Origin of the sequence: Streptomyces sp. NPDC006207 (genome assembly GCF_040613835.1) — a bacterium.
Classification (GTDB): domain Bacteria; phylum Actinomycetota; class Actinomycetes; order Streptomycetales; family Streptomycetaceae; genus Actinacidiphila.
Window position 1 is genome coordinate 115,257 of record NZ_JBEXSX010000015.1, and the last position, 25,003, is coordinate 140,259.

Consider the following 25,003-nt stretch of genomic DNA (forward strand, 5'->3'; position numbering starts at 1 on the left):
ACGGCCCGGCGGCGCGGGACGCCGGGCGCCCGGCCGACGCGGTCCGGCTCAGCCGAAGCGTTCCCAGAGCCGGGGGAATCGTTCCGCCACCGCGGCCGTGTTCTCGAAGTCGATGTAGACGCCCTCCGGCTCGGCGGGCTGCGGCGGCAGGTCCAGGTCCGGCAGCCGGACCCCGGTGAGCTGCTCGTACGCCTCGTCCGCCGCGTAGCCGAGGTCCTCCGCGTCGCCGTCGACCTCGGGGTCGAAGGAGTCGGTCATCTCCGCGAGGCTGTCGGGGTCGTGGACGGCACCCTCGAAGACGTGCCGGCCCTGGCCGATGAGCCAGCACCGGAAGAAGTCGAAAGCGTCGTCGCCGGCGCCGCCCAGCATGAGGTCGGCGGCGCCCCACACGTCCCAGCGGTAGGCCCGGTTGAAACGGCTCTCGAAGTGCCGCGCGAAGTCGACGACGGACTCCGGGTCGAGCTGGGTCAGCCGTTCCACCAGGAGGTCGGCGTGCTCCTCCGGGTCGCCCCCCGCTGCCTCACGCGTGCTGTCGACGATCTCCCAGAACTCCGTCTCGTCCATCACCGCTCCAGCATCCTGGCTGCGGCCCTCCGACGCACGCGGAACACGGCAGACGCGGCCCCGTGTCGCGGGCCGCACCGCACGGCCCTCAGGCGTAGACGGCGGCCATGGCGCGGACCGCGTCGGCCAGCCGCTCGCGCAGGGCCGGCGGGCCGAGCACCTCGGCGTCGGGGCCGAGGGAGAGGAGTTGTTCGTAGGCGACGTCCTGGCTCTCGACGGGGAGCGTGACGGTCACCCGCCCCCGTGCGTCCGGCGGCGCGGCGGCCGCGAGGGCCTCGCGGGCCGCGGTGCGGTCGGCGGCGTACGGCAGGCGGCGGGCGCCGTCGGGCGTCAGGCGCAGGACGACCTCGTCGCGGAGCACCGAGCGGGCGAACTCGGCGGCCCGGGCGTCCCAGAACGCGGGGAGGTCGAAGTCCGGGTCCCTGCTGAAACGATCCTCCGTCGGCTCCGCCGCGGTGAACCGGTCCACCCGGTAGACCCGGACGTCCGCGCCGCAACGCGCCACCAGGTACCAGACGCCCCCCTTGAGCACGAGGCCGTACGGATCCAGCGCGCGCTCCACCTCCATCTCCGCCTCCCCGCGCCGGTATCGGGCCCGCAGCCGCCGGTCCCCCCACACCGCCTCGGCGAGCGCCGGCAGCAGCCGCGGCGTCTGCGGTTCCTGCCACCAGCCCGGCGCGTCCAGGTGGAAGCGCTGTGCCGCCGCGCGCGGCGCGTCCCGCAGTTCGGGCAGCAGGGCGGCCGAGACCTTCAGGCGGGCCGAGGAACCGGCGTCGTGCAGGCCCATGGCCCGCAGCGCGGCGGGCACCCCGGACAGGAAGAGCGCCTCCGCCTCCGCGCGGGCCAGCCCGGTCAGCCGGGTGCGGTAGCCGTCGACCAGCCGGTAGCCGCCGGCGCGTCCCCGCTCGGCGTAGACCGGCACCCCCGCCTCCGACAGGGCCAGTACGTCCCGGCCGACGGTGCGCTCGGACACCTCCAGGGCCTTGGCGAGTTCGGTGGCCGTCATCGACTCGCGGGACTGGAGCAGGAGGACGAGGTGGATCAGTCGTGCCGCACGCATGCCCCGAGGCTATGCGGTCGCCGTGGGCACCGGGACGGGGCCGGTCCGGGAGGTCCGGACCGGCCCCGCCGGAGCCCGCTGCGTGCGCGTCAGCGCGGGGGGAAGGTCACCGCAGCGTGCAACCCGCCAGGGCGGCCGGGCCGGTGGGGACGGTGGCGCCCCGGCGGGAGCAGGGGACGGTGACCCGCGGACACCGCCCGGCGGTGGTCGGCCTCGCCGATCCGCCGTCGCTGCAGGGCGCGTTCGGCGGCATCCGGCTCCCCGGGCCCTGCCCCCTTCCGTACGTACGCCGGGCCCGGACCGTTCAACGGGCGGGGGAGTTGCCGGAGAACGGCCGAGGCCCCAGCCCGGAGGGGGCTGGGGCCTCGGCCGTCGTACGGTCCCGCGAGGACTCCGGTCGGTTACAGACCGAGGTCGCCCTCGAACTCGCCGGCCTCGAGACGGGCCTTGACGTCGTTCAGGTAGCGGGCGGCGTCCGCGCCGTCGACCAGCTGGTGGTCGTACGACAGGGTCAGGTACGCCACGTCGCGGATCGCGATGGTCTCACCCAGGTCCGGGTGGTTGATCACGATCGGGCGGCGCACGGTGGCGCCGATGCCGAGCTCGGCGACCTGCGGGTAGTTCACGATGATCGTGTCGAACAGCGCACCGCGCGAGCCGGTGTTGCTGATCGTGAACGTGCCGCCGGACAGGTCGTCCGGGCTGATCTTCTTGTTGCGGACCTTGCCGGCCAGCTCGGCGGTCTTCTTGGCGATGCCGGCCAGGCTCAGGTCGCCGGCGCCCTTGATGACCGGGACCATCAGGCCCTGCTCCGAGTCCACCGCGATGCCGACGTTCTCGGCGTCGTGGTAGGTGACGGTGCCGTCGTCGTTGATCTTGGCGTTGATGACCGGGTGGGCCTTCAGCGCCTCGGCGGCGGCCTTCACGAAGAACGGCATCGGCGAGAGCTTGACGCCCTCGCGGGCCAGGAAGGACTCCTTGGCCCGGGCCCGCAGCTTCATGATCTTGGTGACGTCCACCTCGACCACGGTCGACAGCTGCGCCTGGCTGTGCAGGGCCTTCATCATGTTCTCGGCGATGACCTTGCGGATGCGGGTCATCTTGACGGTCTGCCCGCGCAGCGCGGCGGCGGCGGCCGGCACCGTGACGCCCGCGGCCGGGGCCGGGGCGGTCGGCGCGGCAGCGGCGGCCTTGGCTGCCTCGGCGGCGGCCAGGACGTCCTGCTTGCGGATGCGGCCACCGACACCGGTGCCCTTGACCGAGGCGAGGTCCACGCCGTTCTCGGCGGCGAGCTTGCGCACCAGCGGGGTCACGTACGCGCCCTCGTCGGTCGGCGCGGTCGCCGAGGGGGCGGCCGGGGCGGCCGGAGCCGGGGTGACCGGAGCCGGAGCCGCGACCGGCGCGGGGGCCGGGGCGGGCACCGGAGCCGGGGCGACCGGGGCCGGAGCAGGCGCCGGCGCGGGGGCCGGAACCGGGGCAGCGGCCGGGGCGGGCGCCGGGGCCGCGGCGGCCGGGGCCGGAGCGGGGGCGGCGGGGGCCGGGGCGGCGGGCGCGGCACCGGCGGCACCGATGACGGCGAGCTTGGCGCCGACCTCGGCGGTCTCGTCCTCGCCGACGAGGATCTCCAGCAGGGTGCCGGCGGCCGGCGACGGGATCTCGGTGTCGACCTTGTCGGTGGAGACCTCGAGCAGCGGCTCGTCGGCCTCGACGCTCTCGCCGACCGACTTCAGCCAGCGGGTGACGGTGCCCTCGGTCACCGACTCGCCCAGCGCAGGCAGCAGCACCGGGGTGCCCTCGGCGCCACCGGCCGGGGCCGGGGCGGGGGCCGCGGCGGCGGGCGCCGGGGCCGGGACGGGGGCGGGGGCCTCCTGCACCGGAGCCGGCGCGGGCTCCGCCGCGGCGGCCGGGGCGGGGGCGGCAGCGGGGGCGCCCGTGCCGTCGTCGATGACGGCCAGCTCGGCGCCGACCTCCACCGTCTCGTCCTCGGCCACCTTGATGGAGGAGAGGATGCCCGAAGCGGGCGCCGGGATCTCGGTGTCGACCTTGTCGGTCGACACCTCGAGCAGCGGCTCGTCGGCCTCGACGCGTTCACCCTCGGCCTTGAGCCAGCGGGTGACGGTGCCCTCGGACACGCTCTCGCCGAGCGCCGGCAGGGTTACGGAAACCGCCATGGTTTCGGTTGCTCCTAACGATCTGTGCGGATCTGTCTGCGTGTCCGTGGGTCAGTCGTGCGAGTGAAGGGGCTTGCCCGCGAGCGCGAGGTGCGCCTCGCCGAGGGCCTCGTTCTGCGTCGGGTGCGCGTGGATGAGCTGCGCGACCTCGGCCGGCAGCGCCTCCCAGTTGTAGACCAGCTGGGCCTCGCCCACCTGCTCGCCCATGCGGTCGCCGACCATGTGGACACCGACCACGGCGCCGTCGCGGACCTGGACGAGCTTGATCTCGCCCGCGGTCTTGAGGATCTTGCTCTTGCCGTTGCCGGCCAGGTTGTACTTCAGGGTGACGACCTTGTCGGCGCCGTACAGCTCCTTGGCCTTGGCCTCGGAGATGCCGACGGAGGCGACCTCCGGGTGGCAGTACGTGACGCGCGGCACGCCGTCGTAGTCGATCGGCACGGTCTTCAGACCGGCCAGCCGCTCCGCGACGAGGATGCCTTCGGCGAAGCCGACGTGGGCCAGCTGCAGGGTCGGGACGAGGTCGCCGACCGCGGAGATGGTGGGCACGTTGGTGCGCATGTACTCGTCGACGAGGACGTAGCCGCGGTCCATGGCGACCCCGGCCTCCTCGTAGCCCAGGCCCTGGGAGACCGGGCCGCGGCCGACGGCCACGAGCAGGACCTCGGCCTCGAACTCCTTGCCGTCGGCCAGGGTGACCTTGACGCCGTCGGCGGTGTACTCGGCCTTGGAGAAGAAGGTGCCGAGGTTGAACTTGATGCCCCGCTTGCGGAAGGCGCGCTCCAGCAGCTTCGAGCTGTTCTCGTCCTCGACCGGCACGAGGTGCGGCAGGCCCTCGACGATGGTGACGTCGGCGCCGAAGGACTTCCACGCCGAGGCGAACTCGACGCCGATGACACCGCCGCCGAGGATGATCGCGGACTTCGGCACACGGTCCAGGACCAGCGCGTGGTCGGAGGAGATGATGCGGTCGCCGTCGATGGCCAGGCCCGGCAGCGACTTCGGCACGGAGCCCGTCGCCAGCAGGACGTGCCGGCCGGTGTAGCGCTGGCCGCCCACGTCCACGGAGGTGGGGGAGGAGAGCCGGCCCTCACCGGTCACGTAGGTGACCTTGCGGGAGGCCACCAGGCCCTGCAGGCCCTTGTAGAGGCCCGAGATCACGTCGTCCTTGTACTTGTGGACCCCGGCGATGTCGATGCCCTCGAAAGTGGCCTTGACACCGAACTGATCGGCCTCGCGGGCCTGGTCCGCGATCTCACCGGCGTGCAGCAGAGCCTTCGTGGGGATGCAGCCGCGGTGCAGGCAGGTGCCGCCGAGCTTGTCCTTCTCGATCAGGGCGACGTCCAGACCGAGCTGCGCCGCACGCAGCGCTGCGGCGTAGCCGCCGCTACCGCCACCGAGGATCACTAGGTCGAAAACGGTGCTGGCGTCGTTCGCCACGTCACGTCCTCCATGCATGGATACGCCGGAGCCGGTCCGTCATGACCGGGCGGCGGCTTTTGTTCGGCCGCTTCTGTTAAACGGGGCCCTGTCGTGCCGAGACAACATCTTCGCACTTGTTCGGGGCCGACGAGGCACCGGGCCGGTGTCTGAGACGTACGGAACGTCCCCGGCCGGGGCTACTCGCCGGTATCCCTTGCGAAATACGGAGCGGTTGCACTCTTTGCTCGCCCTTGGCGAACGCGTACGGCCCCGGATGCCATACCCGGGGCCGTACGGAATGTGCCGAGGCTTACACCGCGGTCAGAGCAGCTCGCCCTCGCCGGCCTTCTCGGCCACGCGCACCAGGGTGCGGATGGCGGAGCCGGTGCCGCCCTTGGGGGTGTAGCCGAAGGGGCCGGACTCGTTGAAGGCGGGGCCCGCGATGTCCAGGTGGGCCCAGGTGATGCCCTCGCCGACGAACTCCTTCAGGAACAGGCCGGCCGCCAGGCCGCCGCCCATGCGCTCGCCCATGTTCGCGATGTCCGCGGTGGGGGAGTCCATGGCCTTGCGCAGGTCGGCCGGGAGCGGCATCGGCCAGGACTGCTCGCCGACCTCGGTCGCGACCTCGTGCAGCGCGGTGCGGAAGGCGTCGTCGTTGGCCATGACGCCGAAGATGCGGTTGCCCAGGGCCAGCACCATGGCGCCGGTCAGGGTCGCCACGTCGATGATCGCGTCGGGCTTCTCCTCCGAGGCGCGGGTGAGGGCGTCGGCCATCACCAGGCGGCCCTCGGCGTCGGTGTTGAGCACCTCGACGGTCTTGCCGCTGTACATCTTCAGCACGTCGCCGGGGCGGGCGGCGCTGCCCGAGGGCATGTTCTCGGCGAGCGCCAGCCAGCCGGTGACGTTGACGGGCAGGCCGAGGCGCGCGGCGGCGACCACGGTGGACAGCACGGCGGCGGCACCGCTCATGTCGCACTTCATGGTCTCGTTGTGACCGGCCGGCTTCAGGGAGATGCCGCCCGAGTCGTAGGTGATGCCCTTGCCGACCAGTGCCAGGTGCTTGGCGCCGCGGCCCTTGGCACCCGTGTAGGCGATCTTCACCAGGCGGGGCGGGTTCGCCGAGCCCTGGCCGACGCCCATGATGCCGCCGTAGCCGCCCTTGACCAGCGCCTTCTCGTCCAGCACCTCGATCTTGAGGCCGTGCTCCTTGGCGGCCTCCTGCGCGAGCGCGGCGAAGGACTTCGGGTGGAGGTCGTTCGGCGGCATGTTGATCAGGTCGCGCGCCCGGTTGACCTCCGCCGCGATGACGGCGGCCCGCTCGGCGGCGGCCTTGAACGCCTTGTCCCGCGGCTTCGCGCCCACCAGCGCGACCTCGGCGAGCGGGGCCTTGCCGTTGGACGACTGGTACGCGGTGTACGCGTAGGCGCCGAGCAGCGCGCCCTCGGCGACCGCCTGCGCGGCGTCCGCGTCCTGCACCGGAAGGGCGTAGGCGGCCTTCTTCGACCCGGCCAGCGCGCGGGCGGCGGCGCCGGCGGCCTTGCGCAGCGCCTCGGTGTCGTACGCGGCGCCGTCGGCCGGGGCCTCACCGAGCCCGACCGCCAGCACGACCGGGGACTTCAGGCCGTCCGGGGCGGGGAGCTTGGTCACCTCACCCTCCGCGCCCGAGGCGCCCAGTGTCTCGAGCGTCGCGGCGAGCCGGCCGGAGAAGGCCTGGTCCACCGCCTCCGCCCCGGCGGCGACCTCGGGGCCCTTGGCGCCCTTGGTCACGCCGACGACGACGGCGTCAGCGCGCAGCGCTGCCGCGGAGGAGGTGCTGAGAGTCAGTGCAGTCACGGTGATGCGGATCCTGTTCCTTCGGGGGTCCAATACTTGACGCCGGACTCCGTCCGGCTCCCTCGTGCCCGACGCCGGGCGTCCTTCGCGGCACGGGCGGGGGTGCAGCACCGACCTTACGCTCACTCCTGTCGCTTGCGACCACGACCTGCGCCCATGGCGGCGAAGGCGCGGGTTTTCCCTATGGGAACGCGCCCGCGCGGCACCCCGGGCAGGGTCCCGATCCCCTTCCGCCCGGCGGGAGTCGGGGCGCCGGACCGCATCGCGCCCGGTCGCCGTGCGGCGCTCAGCCCAGGGTGAGCACCAGCAGCGCGGCCGTCGCGGCGGTCTCGCACAACGCGCCGAAGACGTCACCGGTGACGCCGCCCAGGCGCCGGCGGCACCGCCGCAGCAGCAGTTCCGCGGCGGCCAGGGCCACCGCCGCCGCCGCCGCACAGCGCGCCGCGTCCGGCACGCCGAAGGCGGCCCCGCAGCCGGCGCAGACCGCCACTGTCAGCGCGGCCGACGCCCAGGCGGTACGGGCGGGGACCTCGCCCGCCACGGCCGCGCCGAGCCCGCCGGGGCGAGCCGGGGGCACACCGTCACGGCAGGCCAGCGTCATCGCGGCGCGGGCGGTGAGCCCGGCCAGGGCGGCGGCGACCGCACCCCGGGTCCAGGACTGGCCGTACAGCTCGGCGAGCGCGGCGACCTGGGCCAGCAGGACGAGGACCAGCGTGAGCACACCGAAGGGCCCGATGTCGGACTGCTTCATGATGCGCAGCGCGTCCTCGGCGGGCTTGCCGCTGCCCAGCCCGTCGGCGGTGTCGGCCAGCCCGTCCAGGTGCAGCCCCCGCGTCAGGGCGGCCGGTACGGCGGCGCTCGCCACCGCGGCGGGCAGCGGCCCCGAGCCGAGGAGCAGCAGGAGTCCGCCGGCCGCCGCCGCGCACAGCCCCACGACCAGCCCGGCCACGGGCGCCCAGAGCATCCCGGCGCGGGCCGCCGGGCGGTCCCAGCGGGTGACCCGGACCCGCAGCACCGTCAGGGTGCCGAAGGCGAAGCGCAGTCCGTCGGCGGCCGTGACGGCAGGGTCCGCGGGAGCGGGTGCGGGGTCGGCGGTCATGGCGTGCAGGGTAACCGCCGGGCCGGAACCGTATAGTGCCGCGTACGGGGCGAATCTGGAGCAATCGGCATGGGCGACTGGTGGTACCGCAACATCATCGAGCCGGGAAAGCTGCCGCTGCTCCTTGCGCTGGGCGCGTTCGTACTGACCTTCCTGGTCACCCGGATGATCACCCGTCTCATCCGGGCCGGCAGGGGCCCCTTCCGCAACATCTCCTCGGGCGGCACCCACATCCACCACGTGGTGCCCGGGATCATCCTCATGACGATCGGCGGCTTCGGGGGCGTCGCCAGTTCCTCACGGGGCTTCGGCGCCTACCTGTCCGCGGCCCTGTTCGGCGCCGGAGCGGGCCTGGTGCTCGACGAGTTCGCGCTCGTGCTCTACCTCGACGACGTGTACTGGAGCGATCGCGGCCGCAAGAGCGTCGAGGCCGTCGTCGTCACCTTCTCCGTCGTCGTGATGATGCTCCTCGGCCTGGTCCCCTTCGGCGTCAACTCGGTCAGCCCGGACGAGCAGCAGAGCCGCGTCTCGGTGATCCTCACCATCGCCGTCAACTTCCTGTTCGTCCTCGTCGCCCTCGTCAAGGGCAAGCTGCGCTCCGCCGTCGTCGGCGTCTTCGTGCCCTTCGTCGCGCTGTACGCGGCCCTGCGGCTGGCGCGCCCCGACTCGTTGTGGGCCGAGCGGCTCTACTCCCGCAGGCCCGGGGCGGTCCGGCGGGCGGAGGCCCGCGCCGCACGGCACGACGCGCGCTGGTCGGGCCCGTTGCGGCGGCTCCAGGACTGGATCGGCGGCTTCACCGAGCGCTGAGCCCCGGCGCGTCCGCCGGGTGTGCGGCGCGTGTGGTGGCCGCGTGCCGGGTGCAGGCCGCCGCGGCGCCCCGGCAGGGCCCGCCGGCGACGGTTTCCTCGTCGGCACCGCCGGTGGCGGTCGGCCGCTCCAGGTGCCCGATCGTCTCCGTGCCGCCGTGCCGCCGTGCCGCCGTGGCGTCCCGGCGATCCGGGCCGGCTCAGCGCCGCGGCGAGGGCATCCGGGGCGCGGCGAGGAAGCCCTCGGCCCGTGCGCTCGCCAGTCCGATCCGGGGCAGTTCGCCGCCCTTCTCGAAGAGCAGGAAACGCGGCTCCCAGACCGGCCGGTACTTGGCGTTGGCGCGGTACAGCGACTCGATCTGCCACCACCGGGAGAAGAAGGTCAGCAGCGCCCGCCACATCCGCAGCACCGGCCCGGCGCCCAGCCTCGCCCCGCGCTCGAAGACCGAACGGAACACGGCGAAGTTGAGCGACACGCGCTCGACCCCGGTCTCCTCCGCGCGCCGGATCAGCTCGATCACCATGAACTCCACCAGCCCGTTGTCGGAGTCCCGGTCACGGCGCATCAGGTCCAGCGACAGCCCGTGCCGCCCCCACGGCACGAAACTGAGCAGCGCCCTCGGCTCGCCCTGCCCGTCCGCGCACTCCACCATGACGCACCGGCCGTCCGCCGGGTCGCCGAGCCGCCCCAGCGCCATGGAGAAGCCCCGTTCGGTCTGCCCGTACCGCCAGCGGTCCGCGCGCTCCAGCAGGGCCGTCATCTCCCGCGCCGGGATGTCCTCGTGACGCCGTACGCGGACGGTGTACCCGGCGCGCCCGATCCGGTGGTACGCCTGCCGCACGGTGCGCATCGCGCGGCCCTCCAGGGTGAAGTCGGCGACCTCGACGATCGCCTCGTCGCCGAGCTCCAGGGCGTCCAGCCCGTGCCGTGCGTAGACGGTGCCGGCCTCCTCGCCGGCCCCCACCACCGCCGGTACCCAGGCGTGCTCGCGGGCCTCGGCGAGCCAGGCCTCGATCGCCCCGGGCCAGGCCTCTGGGTCGCCGATGGGGTCGCCGGAGGCGAGGGACACCCCGCCGACGACGCGGTAGGCGATCGCCGACTTGCCCGACGGCGACCAGACGACGCTCTTGTCGCGGCGCAGCGCGAAGTAGCCGAGCGAGTCACGTTCGCCGTGCCGGTCGAGCAGGGCCCGCAGCCGCATCTCGTCCTGCGGGCCCAGCAGTTCGCGGCCGCGGGGCGAGCGGAAGGCCGCGTACAGCACCAGCAGGAACAGCACGGCGCTCATGGCGTTGATGGTGACGTCGACCCAGCCCGGGGTCGAGATCCCCGGGAAGGACTCCTCGGCGTCCGCCAGCGAGACCACGCGGAGCATGGCGTACGCGTACCGCTGGCCGAAGGTCGAGCCGTGCCCCGTGTCGGTGACGGTGACCAGGCCCGCGGCGAGGAGTCCGCCGGCCGCGACGCCGCCGACGGCGACCGCCGCGGCCAGCCGGGGGTTGGAGGGGTCGCCCTTGGCGCGGAACGCACGGCGCCCGGCGAGCAGCGCGGCGCAGAAGGCGGCGGTGATCCCCAGCGACACCCAGTTCTGCGGGTGGCCGCGGAACGCGGGGACGGCCGTCGCCGCGGCCAGGAACAGCAGGTAGAGCCCGGCGAGGACGAGGTTGAGCAGCCAGGCCGCGCGCTTCCTGCGGCGCATCGTGACCGCCAGGAAGAGCGCGAGGAAGGCCGGGGTGTAGCCGGCGGTCAGCAGGTACGGGGTGACGTACTCGTCGACGTCATGACGCCGGATGTCGTTCCCGAAGGACACCCACACCGCACCCAGCAGGTCGACCAGGCCGACCAGGCGCAGGTACCGGACGGTGGACACCGCGCCGCGTTCACGCCAGACCGAGACGGCCGTTCCCATAGGTCCGGATCCTACGGGAACGACCCGGTTCGCGATGGGTCAGAAACGTTCCGGCAGCTCCGCCGACAGGGCCGCCGCCGCCTTCAGAAGGGGCAGCGCCAGCAGCGCGCCGGTGCCCTCACCCGCCGTCACCTTCTGGTCGAGCAGCGGCTCGATGGACAGCCGGTCCAGCGCCTTGACCTGCCCCGGCTCACCGCTGGCCTGCCCCGCCAGCCACCAGTCCGGCGCCCGGAAGGCGATCCGCTGCGCGACCAGCGCGCACGCCGCGGACACCACGCCGTCCAGCACCACCGGCAGCTTCCGCACCGAGGCCTGCAGCAGGAAACCGGTGATCGCCGCCACGTCCGCGCCGCCGACCGCCGCCAGCAGCTCCAGCTGGTCGCCCAGCACGGGCCGGGCCCGGCGCAGCGCGTCGCGGATCGCCGCGCACTTGCGCATCCACGCGATGTCGTCGATGCCCGAACCACGGCCGGTCACCACGGAGGCGTCGGTACCGCACAGCGCTGCGATCAGCACCCCGGCCACCGTGGTGCCGCCCACGCTCAGATCGCCCAGGAGCACCAGGTCCGTGCCGGAGTCCGCCTCCTCGTCCGCGACGGCCATGCCGGCCCGGAACGCCGCCTCGGCCTCCTCGGCCGTCAGCGCGTCCTCCACGTCGATCCGGCCGGAGCCGCGCCGCACGCGGTGCGCCGTCACGTCGGCGGGCAGGTCATCGGCCGGCGCGTCCACGCCGACGTCCACCACGCGCAGCGCCGCGCCGTACTGACGGGCCAGCACATTGACCGGGGAGGACCCGTCCAGGACCCGCCGCACCAGCTCGACCGCGGTGCCCCCGGGGCGGGCGGACACCTTCAGTGCCGCCACCCCGTGGTCCGCCGCGAAGAGCACGGCCTTGGGGTGCTCGATCGGGCGTAGGGTCGCCGCGCCCTGGACCGCCGACAGCCAGTCGGCGAGCTCGGCCAGCCCGCCCAGCGCGCTCGCCGGGCGCACCAGCCGCTGCCAACGGTCGCGTGCGTCACGGCGCACACCGGCGTCCGGACGCTCCACCAGGGTCGCGAAGTCATCAAGGTTCAGGCCGCTCACGGGGTCGAACACTACCGGTCCGCGGGGTCGCGCGCCGAGGTCAGCCCCGCAGTGACAGCGCCTGTCCCGCGACCACCAGCACCACGTGCTCGGACTCGTCGGCCAGCGCGAGGTTCAGCCGCCCCAGCTCGTCCCGGAATCTGCGCCCGCTGGCCGTGGCCGGTACGACCCCGGAGCCGACCTCGTTGCTGACCGCCACGGCCGTACGGCGGGTCGCGCGCCACGCCGCGGTCAGTTCCCCGACGCGGCGGCGCAGTTCGCGTTCGGCGCCCTCCGCCCACTTCTCGTCGTCCCACGCGCCGAGTTCGTCCATGGTGTGCGTCAGCCACAGCGACAGGCAGTCGATCAGCAGCGCGGGCCCGTCCTCCTCGGCCAGCAGCGGCAGCAGGTCGCAGGTCTCCACCGTCTGCCACGACTGCGGACGCCGCTCGCGGTGCAGCGCCACGCGCTCCGCCCATTCCGGGTCACCGCCGCGCGTCCCGCCGGTGGCCACGTACAGCACGTCGGGGAAGGCCGACAGCCGCCGCTCCGCCTCCACCGACTTGCCCGACCGCGCCCCGCCCAGCACGAGCGTGCGCCGCGGCACGTCGGGCACGTCGTGCAGGTCGCCGACGGTCAGCGTCGTGCCGTCCGGCACCGCCCGTACGCCGAGCGCGGCCAGCCGGCGCCGCAGCTCCGGCCCGGGGTGGGCACGGTGGTCCAGGTGGACCGCGACGACGTCGGTGGTGCTCCCGACCGCGCCGGCCGCGCGCAGCCGCGCCAGCCCGTCCGGCCGGCCCACGGCGTCCAGCAGCACCATCCGGTACGGCTCCACGGCCTCCGGCAGCCCCGCCGGAGCGCACTCCGGCGGCAGGTACAGCAGCCGCTCGCCGTACGGTCCTGTCACCTCGTAGCCGGTCCCGGGCGCGTCGAGCGGCACCGCCCGCACCCGGTGCCCGGTCAGCAGCGTGATCTCCTGCCCGGCCGCCACCCGGCCCGGCGCGGGCAGCCCCGCCGGGATCTCCACGGCCGGCCCGTCGTGCGGATGCGACAGCAGCACCTGGCGGACCCCGGCGAGCGAGTGACCGGAGCGCGCCGCGGTCAGCGCGAGGCCCGGCGTCAGGTCGAGCAGCAGCACCCCGTCCACGAGCAGCGAGGTCGCCGCCCGCGCCTGGTCGCCCACCGCCGTCGCGCACGCCGCGCACGGGCAGCCGGGGAGGGGCAGGCCGTCGGGGCCACCGGTGCCGAGGAGAGTCAGTTCCACGTGCAGATCCTCTCGCGTCCGCGCACGCTACGCTGCCGGGCAGGCACCCCCAGGGACGAGGAGACGGACATGGCGTGGACGTGGCGTTTCGAGAAGACCGACGGCACGGAGGTCACCCCCGCGGTCGAGCCCGAGGAGTTCCCCACGCAGGGCGATGCCGAGTCCTGGATCGGCGAGGTCTGGAAGGACCTCCTCCAGGGAGGCGCCGACCAGGTGCACCTCTTCGAGGACGGCACGAAGATCTACGGCCCGATGAGCCTGCACGCCGACGAGTAGACCGGTGACCGGGCGGCCGGGGGTCCGGCCGCCGCACCACGGCGGGGGCGGGGTCGTGGGACGTCCCACGGCCCCGCCCCCCGCTGTGCGTCCGGCCGCTACTGGAGCTGCCCGAGCGTGACCTTGACGGTCTTCTCGCTGCCGCCGCGCTGGAAGGTGACGTCCACGGTGTCGCCGGGCGCGTGCTGGACCAGGGCCTCGGAGAGCGACTGGAGGGTCGTGATGTCGTCGCCCCCGACATCGGTGATGACGTCCCCGGGCTTGATCCCGGCCTTGTCCGCCGCTCCGCCCCGGGTCACCTCGACGACGCCCACCCCGGCGGGCTGGAAGTTCTCGTCGAGGACGGTGCGCGCGACGATGCCCAGCGCCGCGCGGCCGGAGTCGACGACCTTGCCGTGCTGGATGATCTGGTCCGCGATGCGGGTGACGGTCGCCGCGGGGATGGCGAAGCCGATGCCCGGGGCCGAGGAGTCGCCCATGGTGGGGTTGACCGCGGCGAGCGTCGGGATGCCGATGACCTGGCCGGAGAGGTTGACCAGTGCGCCGCCGCTGTTGCCGGGGTTGATGGGAGCCGAGGTCTGCACCATGTCGGCCAGGGTGGCGCCGGTGCCGCCCTCGGCCCCGGTCTCGCTGACCGTACGGCCGACGGCCGAGACGATGCCCTGCGTGACGCTGCTGTTCAGGCCGAGCGGACTGCCCATGGCGAGCACGATCTGGCCGACCTGGACGTCGCGTGAGCGGCCGAAGGACGCCGCGCGCAGCCCGCTCGGCGGGTCGTCGAGTTCGATGACGGCGAGGTCCTGCTCGGGGTAGGCGGCCACGAGCCGGCCCTTGTGCGGGGTGTCGCTGTTGGCGAGGGTGACCTCGAAGGTGTGGGAGTTGCCGACGACATGGGCGTTGGTGACGATGTGGCCCTTGGTGTCGTAGACGATGCCGGAGCCCAGTCCCTCGGACGTGTTGATCTGGACGACGGACGGCAGCACCGCCTTGACCACCTGCTGGTAGGAGCGCTCCAGATCACGGGCGCCGGCCAGCTCGGAGGCGGCGACGGGCGCGGGCGCCGAGGATGCCGCGCTGGGGGAGGGGGAGTCCCCCGTGCATCCGGCGGTGACGCCACCGCAGCACGCGACGGCCAGCAGCAGGGCCGCCGCCCGGAGCGCCGTCGGCGGCCGCCATCGGTTGGGCTTCGAATCGCGCATGACCGAAGTGTCGCGTTCGTGACGTCCCGTCCTCGGTATCCCGCCCCGGTCAGTTCCGTACGCCGCACAAATGCAGCAGTGCCGCGACCCCGCGGTAGGGGTCGGTGCGGCCGGCCAGCTCCTCGGCGGCCAGCAACTCCTCCGGCACCTCCACGGAGTCGTCCGGCGCCGTGTCGGTGAAGACCCGCACCCCGTACCAGGCGTGCAGCGGCGCGCCGATGGCGCTGAGGGTCGTCGTCAGGTCCGCGCGCCGGTCGGCACGGGCGGCGAGCCCCAGCCGGTTGGTGTACGTGTCGCCCGCGAAGGCGGACAGCGCACCGGCCCAGTCGCCCTGCAGCGCGGGCCGCATCGCCAGGGCGTCGGCGTTGCGCACCAGCAGCGACAGCAGCCCGCCGGGGGCCAGCACCCGGGCGAGCCCGGCGACCATCGCGTCCGGCTCGGGCACGTACATCAGCACGCCGTGGCAGAGCACGACGTCGAAGCTGCCGGGCCCGAAGTGCCGGCCGGTCTCCCGGCCGTCGCCCTCGACGAGGCTGATCCGCTCGCGTATGCCCTCCGGCTCGGCGGCCACGGCCCCGCGCAGGACCCCCGCCATCTCCGGATCGGCCTCCAGGCCGGTGACCAGGTGGCCGGCACGGGCGAGTCGCAGCGCCTGGGTGCCCTGGCCGGGGCCGACGTCGAGGATCCTGAGCCGGCGCCCCACGGGGAAGCGCGCGGTGATCTGCTCGTCCAGCTGGCGCGCGACCAGCTCCTGGCGCACGGTGTTCCGGAGCCCGCCCAGCCGGTCCAGCCAGGAGCCGGCGGCGCCGGCGAAACCGCCGTTCCCGCTCAGAGCTTGGTGCCGCGCTTGACCTGCGGCTTCGGCAGGCGCAGTCGGCGCATCTGGAGGGTCCGCATGAGGGCGTAGGCGACCGCGCCCTTGGTGGGCTTGTCCGGGAAGCGCTTGGCCAGCTCGCGGCGGAGCAGGAAACCGGTGAAGGCCGAGTCGACGACGATCAGCACGATGACCACGAGCCACAGCAGCAGGGAGAGGTTCTGCAGCGCGGGGTTGCGGAGCATGCTGAGCACGAGGATGACCACGGCGAGCGGCAGGAAGAACTCGGCCATGCGGAAGCGCGAGTCCACGTAGTCGCGCGCGAACTTGCGCACGGGGCCCTTGTCACGGGCGGGCAGGTAGCGCTCGTCCCCGTTCATCAGGGCCTCGCGCTGCTTGGCCAGGTCGGCCCGCCGGGCGTCGCGGGCCTGCCTGGTGGCGGCCTTGCGGTCGGTGGGCGCGGTCACCGCCTTGCGGCGCTGGCCCTGGGCATCGCTGCGCTTGGGCGTGGGGCGACCCTTGGGAGCCTGCGGGTCGCGGGGCTGCCGGTCGTCCACCACAGTGGTGGACGCGGTCTGCTCGCTTTGGGAACGACGTCGGAACACGACTCCAAGGTTACGTGCTCGCCGACGGGACCCCCAGCCCCTCACCTACTCCCTGCGCCTGAGGTCATCGAACTGTGATCGTTCCTAAGGATGAGCGCATCAGCAACAGAACAGTGGGGTAATGGAACCAGGCCCCGTACTGTGGGGTCTGTAGAGGTGTGCTGGCGAGCTGAATGAAGGGGGCGCGCGAGGCCCATGAGCGGTGTCATGAAGCGGATGGGGATGATCTTCCGCGCGAAGGCCAACAAGGCCCTTGACCGGGCCGAGGATCCGCGCGAGACCCTCGACTACTCGTACCAGAAACAGCTGGAGCTGCTGCAGAAGGTTCGGCGCGGTGTGGCCGACGTCGCCACCTCGCGCAAGCGCCTGGAGCTGCAGCTGAACCAGCTGCAGCAGCAGTCCGCGAAGTACGAGGACCAGGGCCGCAAGGCGCTCGCCCTGGGACGGGAGGACCTGGCCCGCGAGGCGCTGTCGCGTCGAGCCGCCCTCCAGCAGCAGGTCACCGACCTGGAGACGCAGCACCAGACGCTGCAGGGCGAGGAGGAGAAGCTCACCCTCGCCGCCCAGCGCCTGCAGGCCAAGGTGGACGCCTTCCGCACCAAGAAGGAGACCATCAAGGCCACCTACAGCGCGGCCAAGGCACAGACCCAGATCGGCGAGGCCTTCTCCGGCATCTCGGAGGAGATGGGCGACGTCGGCCTGGCGATCCAGCGGGCCGAGGACAAGACCGAGCAGCTGCGCGCCCGGGCCGGCGCCCTGGACGAGCTGCTGGCCTCCGGCGCCCTGGACGACCCGACCGGGATCGCCAAGGACGACATCCAGGCGGAGCTCGACCGCCTCTCCGGCGGCAGCGACGTCGAACTGGAGCTGCAGCGCATGAAGGCCGAGCTCGCCGGCGGCTCCCCGCAGCAGGCCATCGAGAGCGGACAGCAGGGCCAGACCCCGTCGCAGACCCAGGACCAGCCCCGGTTCGACAAGCAGTGAGACACCCCTAGAGGAGGGCGTCGTGATCGTGAGGATCATGGGCGAGGGCCAGGTCACGGTGGACGAGAGCCACCTCACCGAACTCAACAAGCTCGACGACGAGCTCCTGGCGGAGATGGAGAGCGGTGACGACGCCGGGTTCCGGCGCACGCTCACCGCGCTCCTCGACGCCGTCCGGCGGCTCGGCACACCTCTGCCGGACGACTCCCTGGAGCCGTCCGAGCTGATCCTGCCGGCCTCGGAGGCCACCTTGGAGGAGGTCCGGGCACTGCTCGGGGACGGCGGGCTCATCCCCGGCTGACACCTCGCCGACCAGCGCACCCGCCGAGTGCCCCGGCCCGGTACCGCACCGGACCGGGGCACGGCCGTTCCTGGGGGACCCGTACCGTTGGTGAGCGTGCAGCATCGATCGATGAAGGACCGGGCCCGGCTGTGGCCGCAGGCCCACCCCGTAGCCCTCGACGCCGGGCTGGCGCTCGCCGTCCTCGCGGTGATCCTCGGCAACATGTTCATCGGGCCGCACACCGAGCGGTACGACGCCTCGGTCCCCGACATCCTGCTGGCCGTCCTCGGCTCCGCCGCGCTGATGGTGCGCCGGCGCAGCCCGCTGGGCGTCCTCGCCTTCACCGGCGCGGTCACCGTCGTCTACCTGCTCACCGCGACCGGGGAGGGCCGCGCCCCGGTGGCCGCCACCGTCGTCGTGGCGCTCTTCTCCGCCTCCACGCGCACCGACCGCACCACCACCTTCCGGCTCGGCCTCGCCACCTGCCTGCTGCTGCCCGCGATCGCCATGCTCTTCGGGGCCCGGCCCTGGTACTCCGCGGAGAACATCGCCCTGTTCGCGTGGAGCGGCATGGCCGCAGCCGCCGGCGAGGCCACCCGGCACCGCCGCGCCTACGTCGCCGCCGTCGAGGAGCGCGCCGAGCGGGCCGAGCGCACCCGGGAGGAGGAGGCCAAGCGCCGCGTCGCCGAGGAGCGGATGCGGATCGCCCGCGAGCTGCACGACGTGGTCGCCCACCACATCGCCCTGGTCAACGTGCAGGCCGGTGTCGCCGCCCACGTCATGGACAGCCGGCCCGACCAGGCGAAGCAGGCCCTCGCACACGTCCGCGAGGCGAGCCGTTCGGCGCTGGACGAGCTCCGTGCGACCGTCGGCCTGCTGCGGCAGTCGGGGGACCCCGCCGCACCCATGGAACCGGCACCCGGCCTCGGTGTGCTGGACCAGCTCGTCGACGGCTTCCGCCGGGCCGGGCTGCCGGTGGAGGTGGCCGAGGAGGACCCCGGCACGCTTCCCGCGAGCGTGGACCTCACCGCGTACCGGGTCATCCAGGAGTCGCTGACCAACGTCCACAAGCACGCCGGCCCGGGTGCACGGGCGCGGATCCGCATCGCGCGCGGCGACGGGACGCTGGAGGTCACCGTGGTCGACCGTGGCGGCAGCCCGCAGGCCCCGGGCACCGCGGGCGGCGGCCACGGCCTGATCGGCATGCGCGAGCGGGCCGCGGCCCTCGGCGGCACCTGCGAGGCCGGCCCCTGCACGCAGGGCGGTTTCCGCGTCCACGCCCGCCTGCCGCTGGTGGTGCCGGGCCAGCCGGCCGCCCGGCGGGGGGATGGGAGGATCCCGGCATGATCAGGGTGCTGCTCGCGGACGACCAGGCGCTGCTGCGGGGCGCGTTCCGCGTCCTCGTGGAGTCCGAACCGGACATGGAGGTCGTGGGGGAGGCCTCGGACGGCGCCGAGGCCGTCGCGCTGGCCCGCAGCACCCGGGCGGACGTCGTCCTGATGGACATCCGGATGCCCGGCACGGACGGCCTCGCCGCCACCCGCGAGATCACCGCCGCCGAGGACCTGACCGGTGTGGCGGTCCTCGTCCTGACGACGTTCGAAGCGGACGAGTACGTCGCGCAGGCGATCCGCGCCGGCGCCGCCGGGTTCCTCGGCAAGGGCGCCGAGCCGGCCGAGCTGCTCGCCGCGATTCGCACCGTCGCCGAGGGCGACGCGCTGCTGTCCCCGTCGGCGACCAAGAGCCTGATCGCCCAGTTCCTGGCGCAGAGCGGCGGCCAGCGCCCGCTGCCCTCGGAGGGCGGACCGGCGGCCCCGGACCTGGACGCGCTGACGGCACGCGAGCGCGAGGTGCTGGTCGAGGTGGCGCTGGGGCTGCCGAACGACGAGATCGCCGAACGCCTCGGGGTGAGCCCGCTCACCGTCAAGACGCACGTGAACCGCACCATGGCCAAACTCGGCGCCCGCGACCGCGCGCAGCTGGTCGTCGCCGCGTACGAGTCGGGCCTGGTGCGGCCCGCGGCGCGCTGAGTACGACCGGCGTGTACCGCATCCGCAGTACGCCCCCGGAACCAATCACGACCTCGGGCTGAGGAAACCACCCTCCGCGACAGGAGAAAGTGGCGTGGGCTGACAAAAGTCCGCAACCCGAGAACACCCGAGCACTCTGAGCACAGAGAAGAGACCGCACCACGATGTCCTGGCTGTCCCGGTTCAGCCTCGCCCAGCGCAGTCTGGTCGCGCTGATGGCGGTGGTCGCCATCGGCTTCGGCGCCATCGCGATACCGTCCCTCAAGCAGCAGTTGCTGCCCTCCATCGACCTGCCCATGGTGTCGGTGATCACGACCTACCCGGGCGCGTCCCCCGACGTCGTCGAGAAGCAGGTCGTCGAGCCGATCGAAGCCGGCGTCAAGGGCGTCGACGGCATCACGGGCATCACGTCCACGGCCAGCGAGGGCGCTGCCGTGATCATGGCCCGGTTCGACTACGGCAACGACAGCGACAAGCTGGTGGCCAACGTCCAGCAGGCGGTGAACCGGGTCTCCTCGCGGCTGCCGGAGGACGCCGACCCGCAGGTCATCGCCGGCTCGACGGACGACATCCCGACCGTCGTCCTCGCCGCCACCTCCACCGGCCTGGACCAGCAGGCACTGGCCGACGCGCTCGACCGGTCGGTCGTCCCGGTCCTGCAGGACATCGACGGCGCCGGCCAGGTGACCGTCACCGGCGTCCAGGACCAGATCGTCACCGTCACCCCCGACGACAAGAAGCTCGCCGCCCGCAAGCTCGGCGCCATCGCCCTGGTGCAGGCGCTGCAGGCTGGCGGCCACCCCGTCCCGGCCGGCTCCTTCGACGACAGCGGCAAGAGCCGCACCGTCCAGGTCGGCGGCGAGTACGCCTCCGTGCAGCAGATCGAGGACCTGCGGATCCCCGCCGCCCCGGAGCCCGTGCGCCTCGGCGACGTCGCCACCGTCGCGGAGCGCCCGGACGCCGCCGCCTCCATCACCCGGACCGACGGCGAGCCGAGCCTCGGCGTCGCCGTCACCATGGACCAGGACGGCAGCGCCGTCGCGATCTCCTCGGCGGTCAAGGACAAGCTGGCCGACCTCGAGCGCGACCTCGGCAAGGGCGCCAAGCTCACCGTCGTCAGCGACCAGGGCCCCGCGGTCTCCAAGTCCATCGACGGACTGACCACCGAGGGCCTGCTCGGTCTGCTCTTCGCGGTCGTGATCATCCTGGTCTTCCTGGCGTCTCTGCGCTCGACGCTGGTGACCGCGGTCTCCATCCCGCTCTCCGTCGTGCTGACGCTGATCGTGCTGTGGACCCGCGACCTGTCGCTCAACATGCTCACCCTGGGCGCGCTGACCATCGCCATCGGCCGTGTCGTCGACGACTCGATCGTGGTGCTGGAGAACATCAAGCGGCACCTCGCCTACGGTGAGGAGAAGCAGTCCGCGATCATCGCCGCCGTGCGCGAGGTGGCCGGTGCGGTCACCGCCTCCACGCTCACCACGGTCGCCGTCTTCGTGCCGATCGGCCTGGTCGGCGGCATGGTGGGCGCCCTGTTCGGCTCGTTCTCGCTGACCGTCGCCGCCGCGCTGCTGGCCTCGCTGCTGGTGTCGCTGACGGTCGTCCCGGTGCTCTCGTTCTGGTTCCTCAAGCCCCCGGCCGACGCCGGCACCGTGGACCCGGACGAGATCCGCCGCAGGGCCGAGGAGGAGGAGGCCCGCAGCCTGCTGCAGCGGCTCTACGTGCCGGTGCTGCGCTTCGCCACCCGGCGCCGCCTCACCAGCATCGCGATCGCGGTCGCGGTCCTGCTGGGCACCTTCGGGCTCGCCCCGATGCTCAAGACCAACTTCTTCGACCAGGGCGACCAGGACACCCTGACCGTCAGGCAGGAGCTCCCGCCGGGCACCAGCCTGGCGGCCTCCGACGCGGCGGCCCGCAAGGTCGAGAAGCTCCTCGAGGGTATCGACCAGGTCCAGGACTACCAGGTCACCGTCGGTTCCTCCGGCTTCCTGGCGGCCTTCGGCGGCGGCACCGGCGCCAACCAGGCCAGCTTCCAGGTGAAGCTGAAGAACGCCGACGACAGCGCGGACGTCCTCGACGAGATCCGCGCCGGCCTCAAGACGCTCGACGGCGTCGGCACCACCTCGGTCTCCGGTGGCGGCGGCTTCGGCAGCCAGAACCTGTCGGTCGTGGTCAAGGCCGCGGACGCCGACACCCTGGCCAAGGCCAGTGCCGAGGTCCGCGACGCCGTCGCCGGGCTGGACGACGTCACCGACGTCACCAGCGACCTCGCGCAGAGCGTGCCCCGCATCGAGGTCCACGCCAAGCAGGCCGAGGCCGCCAAGTACGGCCTCAACGACGCCACCATCGGCGCCGCCGTCACCCAGGCCGTGCGCGGTACGACCGTCGGCACCGCGGTGCTCGACGACACCGAGCGCGACGTGCGGGTGGTCTCCGAGCAGAAGGCCGGGACGGTCGCCGAACTGAAGGCCCTCACCATCCCCGCCCCCGCGGGACCGGTGAAGCTCGGCAAGGTCGCCGAGGTCGTCGAGGCCCCCGGCCCGGTGCAGAAGACCCGGATCGACGGCGCCCGCGCCGCGACGATCACGGCGACGCCGGCCGGTGACAACACCGGCGCGGTGAGCACCGCCCTGCAGTCGAAGATCAAGTCGCTCGACCTGCCCAAGGGCGCCACCGCCGAGATCGGCGGTGTCTCCTCGGACCAGGACGACGCCTTCGTGGGGCTCGGGCTCGCGATGCTCGCCGCGATCGCCATCGTCTTCATGCTGCTGGTCGGCACCTTCCGCAGCCTGATCCAGCCGATGGTGCTGCTGGTGTCCATCCCGTTCGCCGCGACCGGCGCGATCGGCCTGCTGCTGATCACCGGCACCCCGATGGGCGTCCCGGCGCTGATCGGCATGCTGATGCTCATCGGCATCGTCGTGACCAACGCGATCGTGCTGATGGACCTCATCAACCAGTACCGCGCCCAGGGGTACGGCGTCGTGGAGGCCGTCATCGAGGGTGGCCGGCACCGTCTGCGGCCGATCCTGATGACCGCGCTGGCGACCATCTTCGCCCTGCTCCCGATGGCCCTCGGGGTGACCGGCGAGGGCGGCTTCATCGCCCAGCCGCTCGCCGTCGTCGTCATCGGCGGTCTGCTCACCTCGACGCTGCTGACCCTGCTGCTCGTCCCGACCCTCTACACGATGGTCGAGATCCGCAAGGAGCGCCGTGCCAAGCGCAAGGCGCTGAAGCGGGCGGCCGGGGCCGCGGGCCCGGGCGAGGAGGAGACGCAGAAGAAGTCGGAGCTGGCCGGGGTCTGAGACCCGGCGCAGTACGACAGGCGGCAGGGCCCGGGGCGTTCACGAACGCCCCGGGCCCTGCCCCGTCTACAGGAAGAACCCGGACGGGATGTACGGCTCCGGCGGACGCATCCCGCGCAGGCAGACCCAGCCGGACGTGCTCAGCTCCAGCCCGGCCGTCAGGCCCACGTCCACCGCCCACTGCTGTTCGGCCGTCAGGTTGGGGACCTGCGCCGTCGTGCCCTCGGGCAGGCTCAGCAGCGCGGCGGTGAGCAGCCGGGACGCCAGGCGACGGGAGGTGGCGGCCAGCAGCCGTACGTTCCCGTCCCGGTCGACGTAGCAGTAGCCGCTCCCGGCGAGGTCGTCCACGACCAACAGGGGGCACTCGGTGAGCAGTTGGTCGTGGTCGGGGCCGTGCGCGCCGCCACGGGTGCGCCGGTCCACGGAGTCCATCAGGTCGCGGTGCTTCGCCGAGCCCTCGTGCACCGCCCCGTCCGGCGCGGGCAGGTCGCCCTTGCGGACGGCGCCTTCCAGGCGCATCGCCGGGTGCAGCGCGAAACCCGCCCGGCGGTAGGTCGCCGCCGCCCGCGGGTCGCGGGAGCTGCAGATGATGCCGCGCAGGCAGCCGCGCCCGTACGCCATCGCCGCGGCGAGCAGTTCGCGCCCGACCCCCTGCCGCTGCGCGGAGGGCAGCACGGCGAAGAGCGACAGCCCCCACGTCCCCTCGCGGCGCGTCGACATGGCGACCCCGAGCGGCATGCCGGAGGTCTCGTCCACGGCCAGCCAGCAGCCACCGGGGTCGGTGCGCGCGACGTACCGGTTGCGCCGTCGCAGCAGGGCGGCCCGCTCGGGAGGCATCTCCTCGGGCGGGCCGCCACCGGGCAGGGCGTCGGAGGCGCCGAACGCGGCGGCGGCCACGACCGCTACGGCGTCGGCGTCCTCGTCGGTGTCGTGCAACGGGCGCAGGATCATGCGCCCATCCTGCCCCTAGGGCAGGGCGAGCATCCGCTCCAGCGCCAGCTTCGCGAAGTGTTCGGTCTCCCGGTCGACTTGGATGCGGTTGACGACCTTGCCGTCGGCCAGCGACTCCAGCGCCCACACCAGGTGCGGCAGGTCGATCCGGTTCATGGTCGAGCAGAAGCAGACGGTCTTGTCGAGGAAGACGATCTGCTTGTCCGGGTGCGCCTTGGCCAGTCGGCGGACCAGGTTGAGCTCGGTGCCGATCGCCCAGGACGAACCGGCCGGCGCCGCCTCCAGGGCCTTGATGATGTACTCGGTCGAGCCGACCTGGTCGGCCGCGGTGACGACCTCGTGCTTGCACTCGGGGTGCACCAGGACGTTGACGCCGGGGATGCGGGCGCGCACGTCCTCCACCGAGTCCAGCGAGAAGCGGCCGTGCACCGAGCAGTGCCCGCGCCACAGGATCATCTTGGCGTCGCGCAGCTGCTCCGCGGTGACCCCGCCGTTCGGCTTGTGCGGGTTGTAGAGGACGCAGTCCTCCAGCGAGAGGCCCATCTCCCGGACCGCGGTGTTGCGGCCGAGGTGCTGGTCGGGGAGGAAGAGCACCTTCTCGCCCTGCTGGAACGCCCACTCCAGGGCGCGCTTGGCGTTGCTGGAGGTGCAGATCGTGCCGCCGTGACGGCCGGTGAAGGACTTGATGTCGGCGGAGGAGTTCATGTACGAAACGGGCACGGTGACGTCGGCGACGCCGGCCTCGGTGAGCACGTCCCAGCACTCGGCGACCTGCTCTGCGGTGGCCATGTCGGCCATGGAGCAGCCGGCCGCCAGGTCGGGGAGGATCACCTGCTGGGCGTCGGAGGTCAGGATGTCCGCGGACTCGGCCATGAAGTGCACACCGCAGAAGACGATGTACTCCGCCTCCGGCCGGGCGGCGGCGTCACGGGCCAGCTTGAAGGAGTCGCCGGTGACGTCGGCGAACTGGATGACCTCGTCGCGCTGGTAGTGGTGGCCCAGGACGAAGACCTTCTCGCCGAGCTTCGCCTTGGCGGCGCGGGCGCGCTCCACCAGATCCGGGTCCGAGGGGAGGGGCAGGTCGCCGGGACAGTCGACGCCGCGCTCGCTGCGCGGGTCGGACTCGCGGCCCAGGAGGAGCAGGGCGAGCGGGGTCGGCTGGACGTCCAGCGGTTCGGATGTGGTGGTCACGGGCCCGAAGCCCTTTCTCTGCGGAACTACGGCTCAAACCTTTTCGTCTATTTGACGCTATCTATCATAACCCGTTCGCGTCAGAATGACGATGGCCCTCGCGTCAATGTGACGCATTACCCGAACAAGGCCCGGTGTGCGAGCATGGATGGCGCCAAGACGCATGGGACCCGGAGG

The 25,003-nt window shown here is 73.2% G+C and carries 21 protein-coding genes; 7 read left to right on the forward strand and 14 right to left on the reverse strand.

Annotated features, from left to right (window positions below):
- Nucleotides 1-48 precede the first annotated feature (48 nt).
- From ABZ312_RS15015 to ABZ312_RS15040, 6 genes are all read right to left on the reverse strand, one after another.
- The gene (locus ABZ312_RS15015; protein WP_500322344.1) at nt 49-564 is read right to left on the reverse strand and encodes a DUF4240 domain-containing protein; all 516 of its coding nucleotides are present in this window, start codon (nt 562-564) and stop codon (nt 49-51) included.
- A gap of 88 nt (nt 565-652) precedes the next feature.
- Nucleotides 653-1,624 (reverse strand): helix-turn-helix transcriptional regulator, encoded by a 972-nt coding sequence (locus ABZ312_RS15020; RefSeq protein WP_500360084.1) that lies wholly within the window; start codon nt 1,622-1,624, stop codon nt 653-655.
- A gap of 401 nt (nt 1,625-2,025) precedes the next feature.
- The gene (gene sucB / locus ABZ312_RS15025) at nt 2,026-3,795 is read right to left on the reverse strand and encodes a 2-oxoglutarate dehydrogenase, E2 component, dihydrolipoamide succinyltransferase (protein ID WP_500437806.1); all 1,770 of its coding nucleotides are present in this window, start codon (nt 3,793-3,795) and stop codon (nt 2,026-2,028) included.
- Between the two features lie 51 nt (nt 3,796-3,846).
- Nucleotides 3,847-5,235 carry a dihydrolipoyl dehydrogenase gene (gene lpdA, locus ABZ312_RS15030; RefSeq protein ID WP_499511451.1) on the reverse strand — a complete coding sequence of 463 codons (1,389 nt, stop codon included), beginning with the start codon at nt 5,233-5,235 and terminating at the stop codon, nt 3,847-3,849.
- 303 nt (nt 5,236-5,538) lie between these two features.
- Nucleotides 5,539-7,050: a leucyl aminopeptidase gene (locus ABZ312_RS15035; RefSeq protein ID WP_500437808.1), complete on the reverse strand. Its 1,512-nt coding sequence runs from the start codon at nt 7,048-7,050 to the stop codon at nt 5,539-5,541.
- Nucleotides 7,051-7,336: 286 nt separating this feature from the next.
- A complete protein-coding gene (locus tag ABZ312_RS15040) occupies nt 7,337-8,149 on the reverse strand; it encodes an adenosylcobinamide-GDP ribazoletransferase (protein ID WP_500437810.1) in 813 nt (270 codons plus the stop codon).
- A 69-nt stretch (nt 8,150-8,218) separates the two neighbouring features.
- On the opposite strand from ABZ312_RS15040, the gene ABZ312_RS15045 reads away from it, so the two are divergent.
- On the forward strand, nt 8,219-8,956 hold the full coding sequence (locus ABZ312_RS15045) for a hypothetical protein (RefSeq protein WP_500329947.1): 738 nt from the start codon (nt 8,219-8,221) through the stop codon (nt 8,954-8,956).
- Nucleotides 8,957-9,155: 199 nt separating this feature from the next.
- Here the strand turns inward: ABZ312_RS15045 and ABZ312_RS15050 are convergent, their stop codons facing one another.
- From ABZ312_RS15050 to ABZ312_RS15060, 3 genes are read right to left on the reverse strand one after another with little or no spacing between them, the layout of a single operon-like run.
- Nucleotides 9,156-10,862 carry a phosphatidylglycerol lysyltransferase domain-containing protein gene (locus ABZ312_RS15050; RefSeq protein WP_500329945.1) on the reverse strand — a complete coding sequence of 569 codons (1,707 nt, stop codon included), beginning with the start codon at nt 10,860-10,862 and terminating at the stop codon, nt 9,156-9,158.
- Nucleotides 10,863-10,901: 39 nt separating this feature from the next.
- Complete coding sequence (gene cobT, locus ABZ312_RS15055; protein ID WP_500437812.1) at nt 10,902-11,945, reverse strand: nicotinate-nucleotide--dimethylbenzimidazole phosphoribosyltransferase; 1,044 nt, start codon at nt 11,943-11,945, stop codon at nt 10,902-10,904.
- Between the two features lie 40 nt (nt 11,946-11,985).
- On the reverse strand, nt 11,986-13,188 hold the full coding sequence (locus ABZ312_RS15060; protein WP_500329942.1) for a bifunctional adenosylcobinamide kinase/adenosylcobinamide-phosphate guanylyltransferase: 1,203 nt from the start codon (nt 13,186-13,188) through the stop codon (nt 11,986-11,988).
- Between the two features lie 69 nt (nt 13,189-13,257).
- On the opposite strand from ABZ312_RS15060, the gene ABZ312_RS15065 reads away from it, so the two are divergent.
- Nucleotides 13,258-13,464 (forward strand): hypothetical protein, encoded by a 207-nt coding sequence (locus tag ABZ312_RS15065; RefSeq protein WP_500329941.1) that lies wholly within the window; start codon nt 13,258-13,260, stop codon nt 13,462-13,464.
- A gap of 98 nt (nt 13,465-13,562) precedes the next feature.
- Here the strand turns inward: ABZ312_RS15065 and ABZ312_RS15070 are convergent, their stop codons facing one another.
- From ABZ312_RS15070 to ABZ312_RS15080, 3 genes are all read right to left on the reverse strand, one after another.
- A complete protein-coding gene (locus ABZ312_RS15070) occupies nt 13,563-14,663 on the reverse strand; it encodes a S1C family serine protease (protein ID WP_500437814.1) in 1,101 nt (366 codons plus the stop codon).
- 49 nt (nt 14,664-14,712) lie between these two features.
- Nucleotides 14,713-15,423, reverse strand: coding sequence for a class I SAM-dependent methyltransferase (locus ABZ312_RS15075; protein WP_500329939.1), 711 nt, complete (start codon nt 15,421-15,423; stop codon nt 14,713-14,715).
- Nucleotides 15,424-15,491: 68 nt separating this feature from the next.
- A complete protein-coding gene (locus ABZ312_RS15080) occupies nt 15,492-16,082 on the reverse strand; it encodes a DUF3043 domain-containing protein (protein ID WP_500329937.1) in 591 nt (196 codons plus the stop codon).
- Nucleotides 16,083-16,277: 195 nt separating this feature from the next.
- Between ABZ312_RS15080 and ABZ312_RS15085 the strand changes: the two genes are divergently transcribed.
- The 5 genes from ABZ312_RS15085 (at nt 16,278) to ABZ312_RS15105 (ending at nt 22,684) form a co-directional block, all read left to right on the forward strand.
- The gene (locus ABZ312_RS15085; protein ID WP_499511440.1) at nt 16,278-17,066 is read left to right on the forward strand and encodes a PspA/IM30 family protein; all 789 of its coding nucleotides are present in this window, start codon (nt 16,278-16,280) and stop codon (nt 17,064-17,066) included.
- 22 nt (nt 17,067-17,088) lie between these two features.
- Nucleotides 17,089-17,367 carry a PspA-associated protein PspAA gene (pspAA, locus tag ABZ312_RS15090; RefSeq protein WP_499511439.1) on the forward strand — a complete coding sequence of 93 codons (279 nt, stop codon included), beginning with the start codon at nt 17,089-17,091 and terminating at the stop codon, nt 17,365-17,367.
- A 111-nt stretch (nt 17,368-17,478) separates the two neighbouring features.
- A complete protein-coding gene (locus tag ABZ312_RS15095) occupies nt 17,479-18,696 on the forward strand; it encodes a sensor histidine kinase (protein ID WP_500329957.1) in 1,218 nt (405 codons plus the stop codon).
- Nucleotides 18,693-19,379 carry a response regulator transcription factor gene (locus ABZ312_RS15100; protein WP_500358008.1) on the forward strand — a complete coding sequence of 229 codons (687 nt, stop codon included), beginning with the start codon at nt 18,693-18,695 and terminating at the stop codon, nt 19,377-19,379. The genes ABZ312_RS15095 and ABZ312_RS15100 overlap by 4 nt, the downstream gene beginning before the upstream one ends.
- A 164-nt stretch (nt 19,380-19,543) precedes the next feature.
- The gene (locus ABZ312_RS15105; protein ID WP_500437816.1) at nt 19,544-22,684 is read left to right on the forward strand and encodes an efflux RND transporter permease subunit; all 3,141 of its coding nucleotides are present in this window, start codon (nt 19,544-19,546) and stop codon (nt 22,682-22,684) included.
- A 66-nt stretch (nt 22,685-22,750) separates the two neighbouring features.
- On the opposite strand, the gene ABZ312_RS15110 is transcribed toward ABZ312_RS15105, so the two are convergent.
- Both ABZ312_RS15110 and nadA read right to left on the reverse strand, forming a co-directional pair.
- Nucleotides 22,751-23,635 (reverse strand): GNAT family N-acetyltransferase, encoded by an 885-nt coding sequence (locus tag ABZ312_RS15110; protein ID WP_500329932.1) that lies wholly within the window; start codon nt 23,633-23,635, stop codon nt 22,751-22,753.
- Between the two features lie 15 nt (nt 23,636-23,650).
- Nucleotides 23,651-24,826: a quinolinate synthase NadA gene (gene nadA / locus ABZ312_RS15115; protein WP_500329931.1), complete on the reverse strand. Its 1,176-nt coding sequence runs from the start codon at nt 24,824-24,826 to the stop codon at nt 23,651-23,653.
- Between the last annotated feature and the right edge of the window lie 177 nt (nt 24,827-25,003).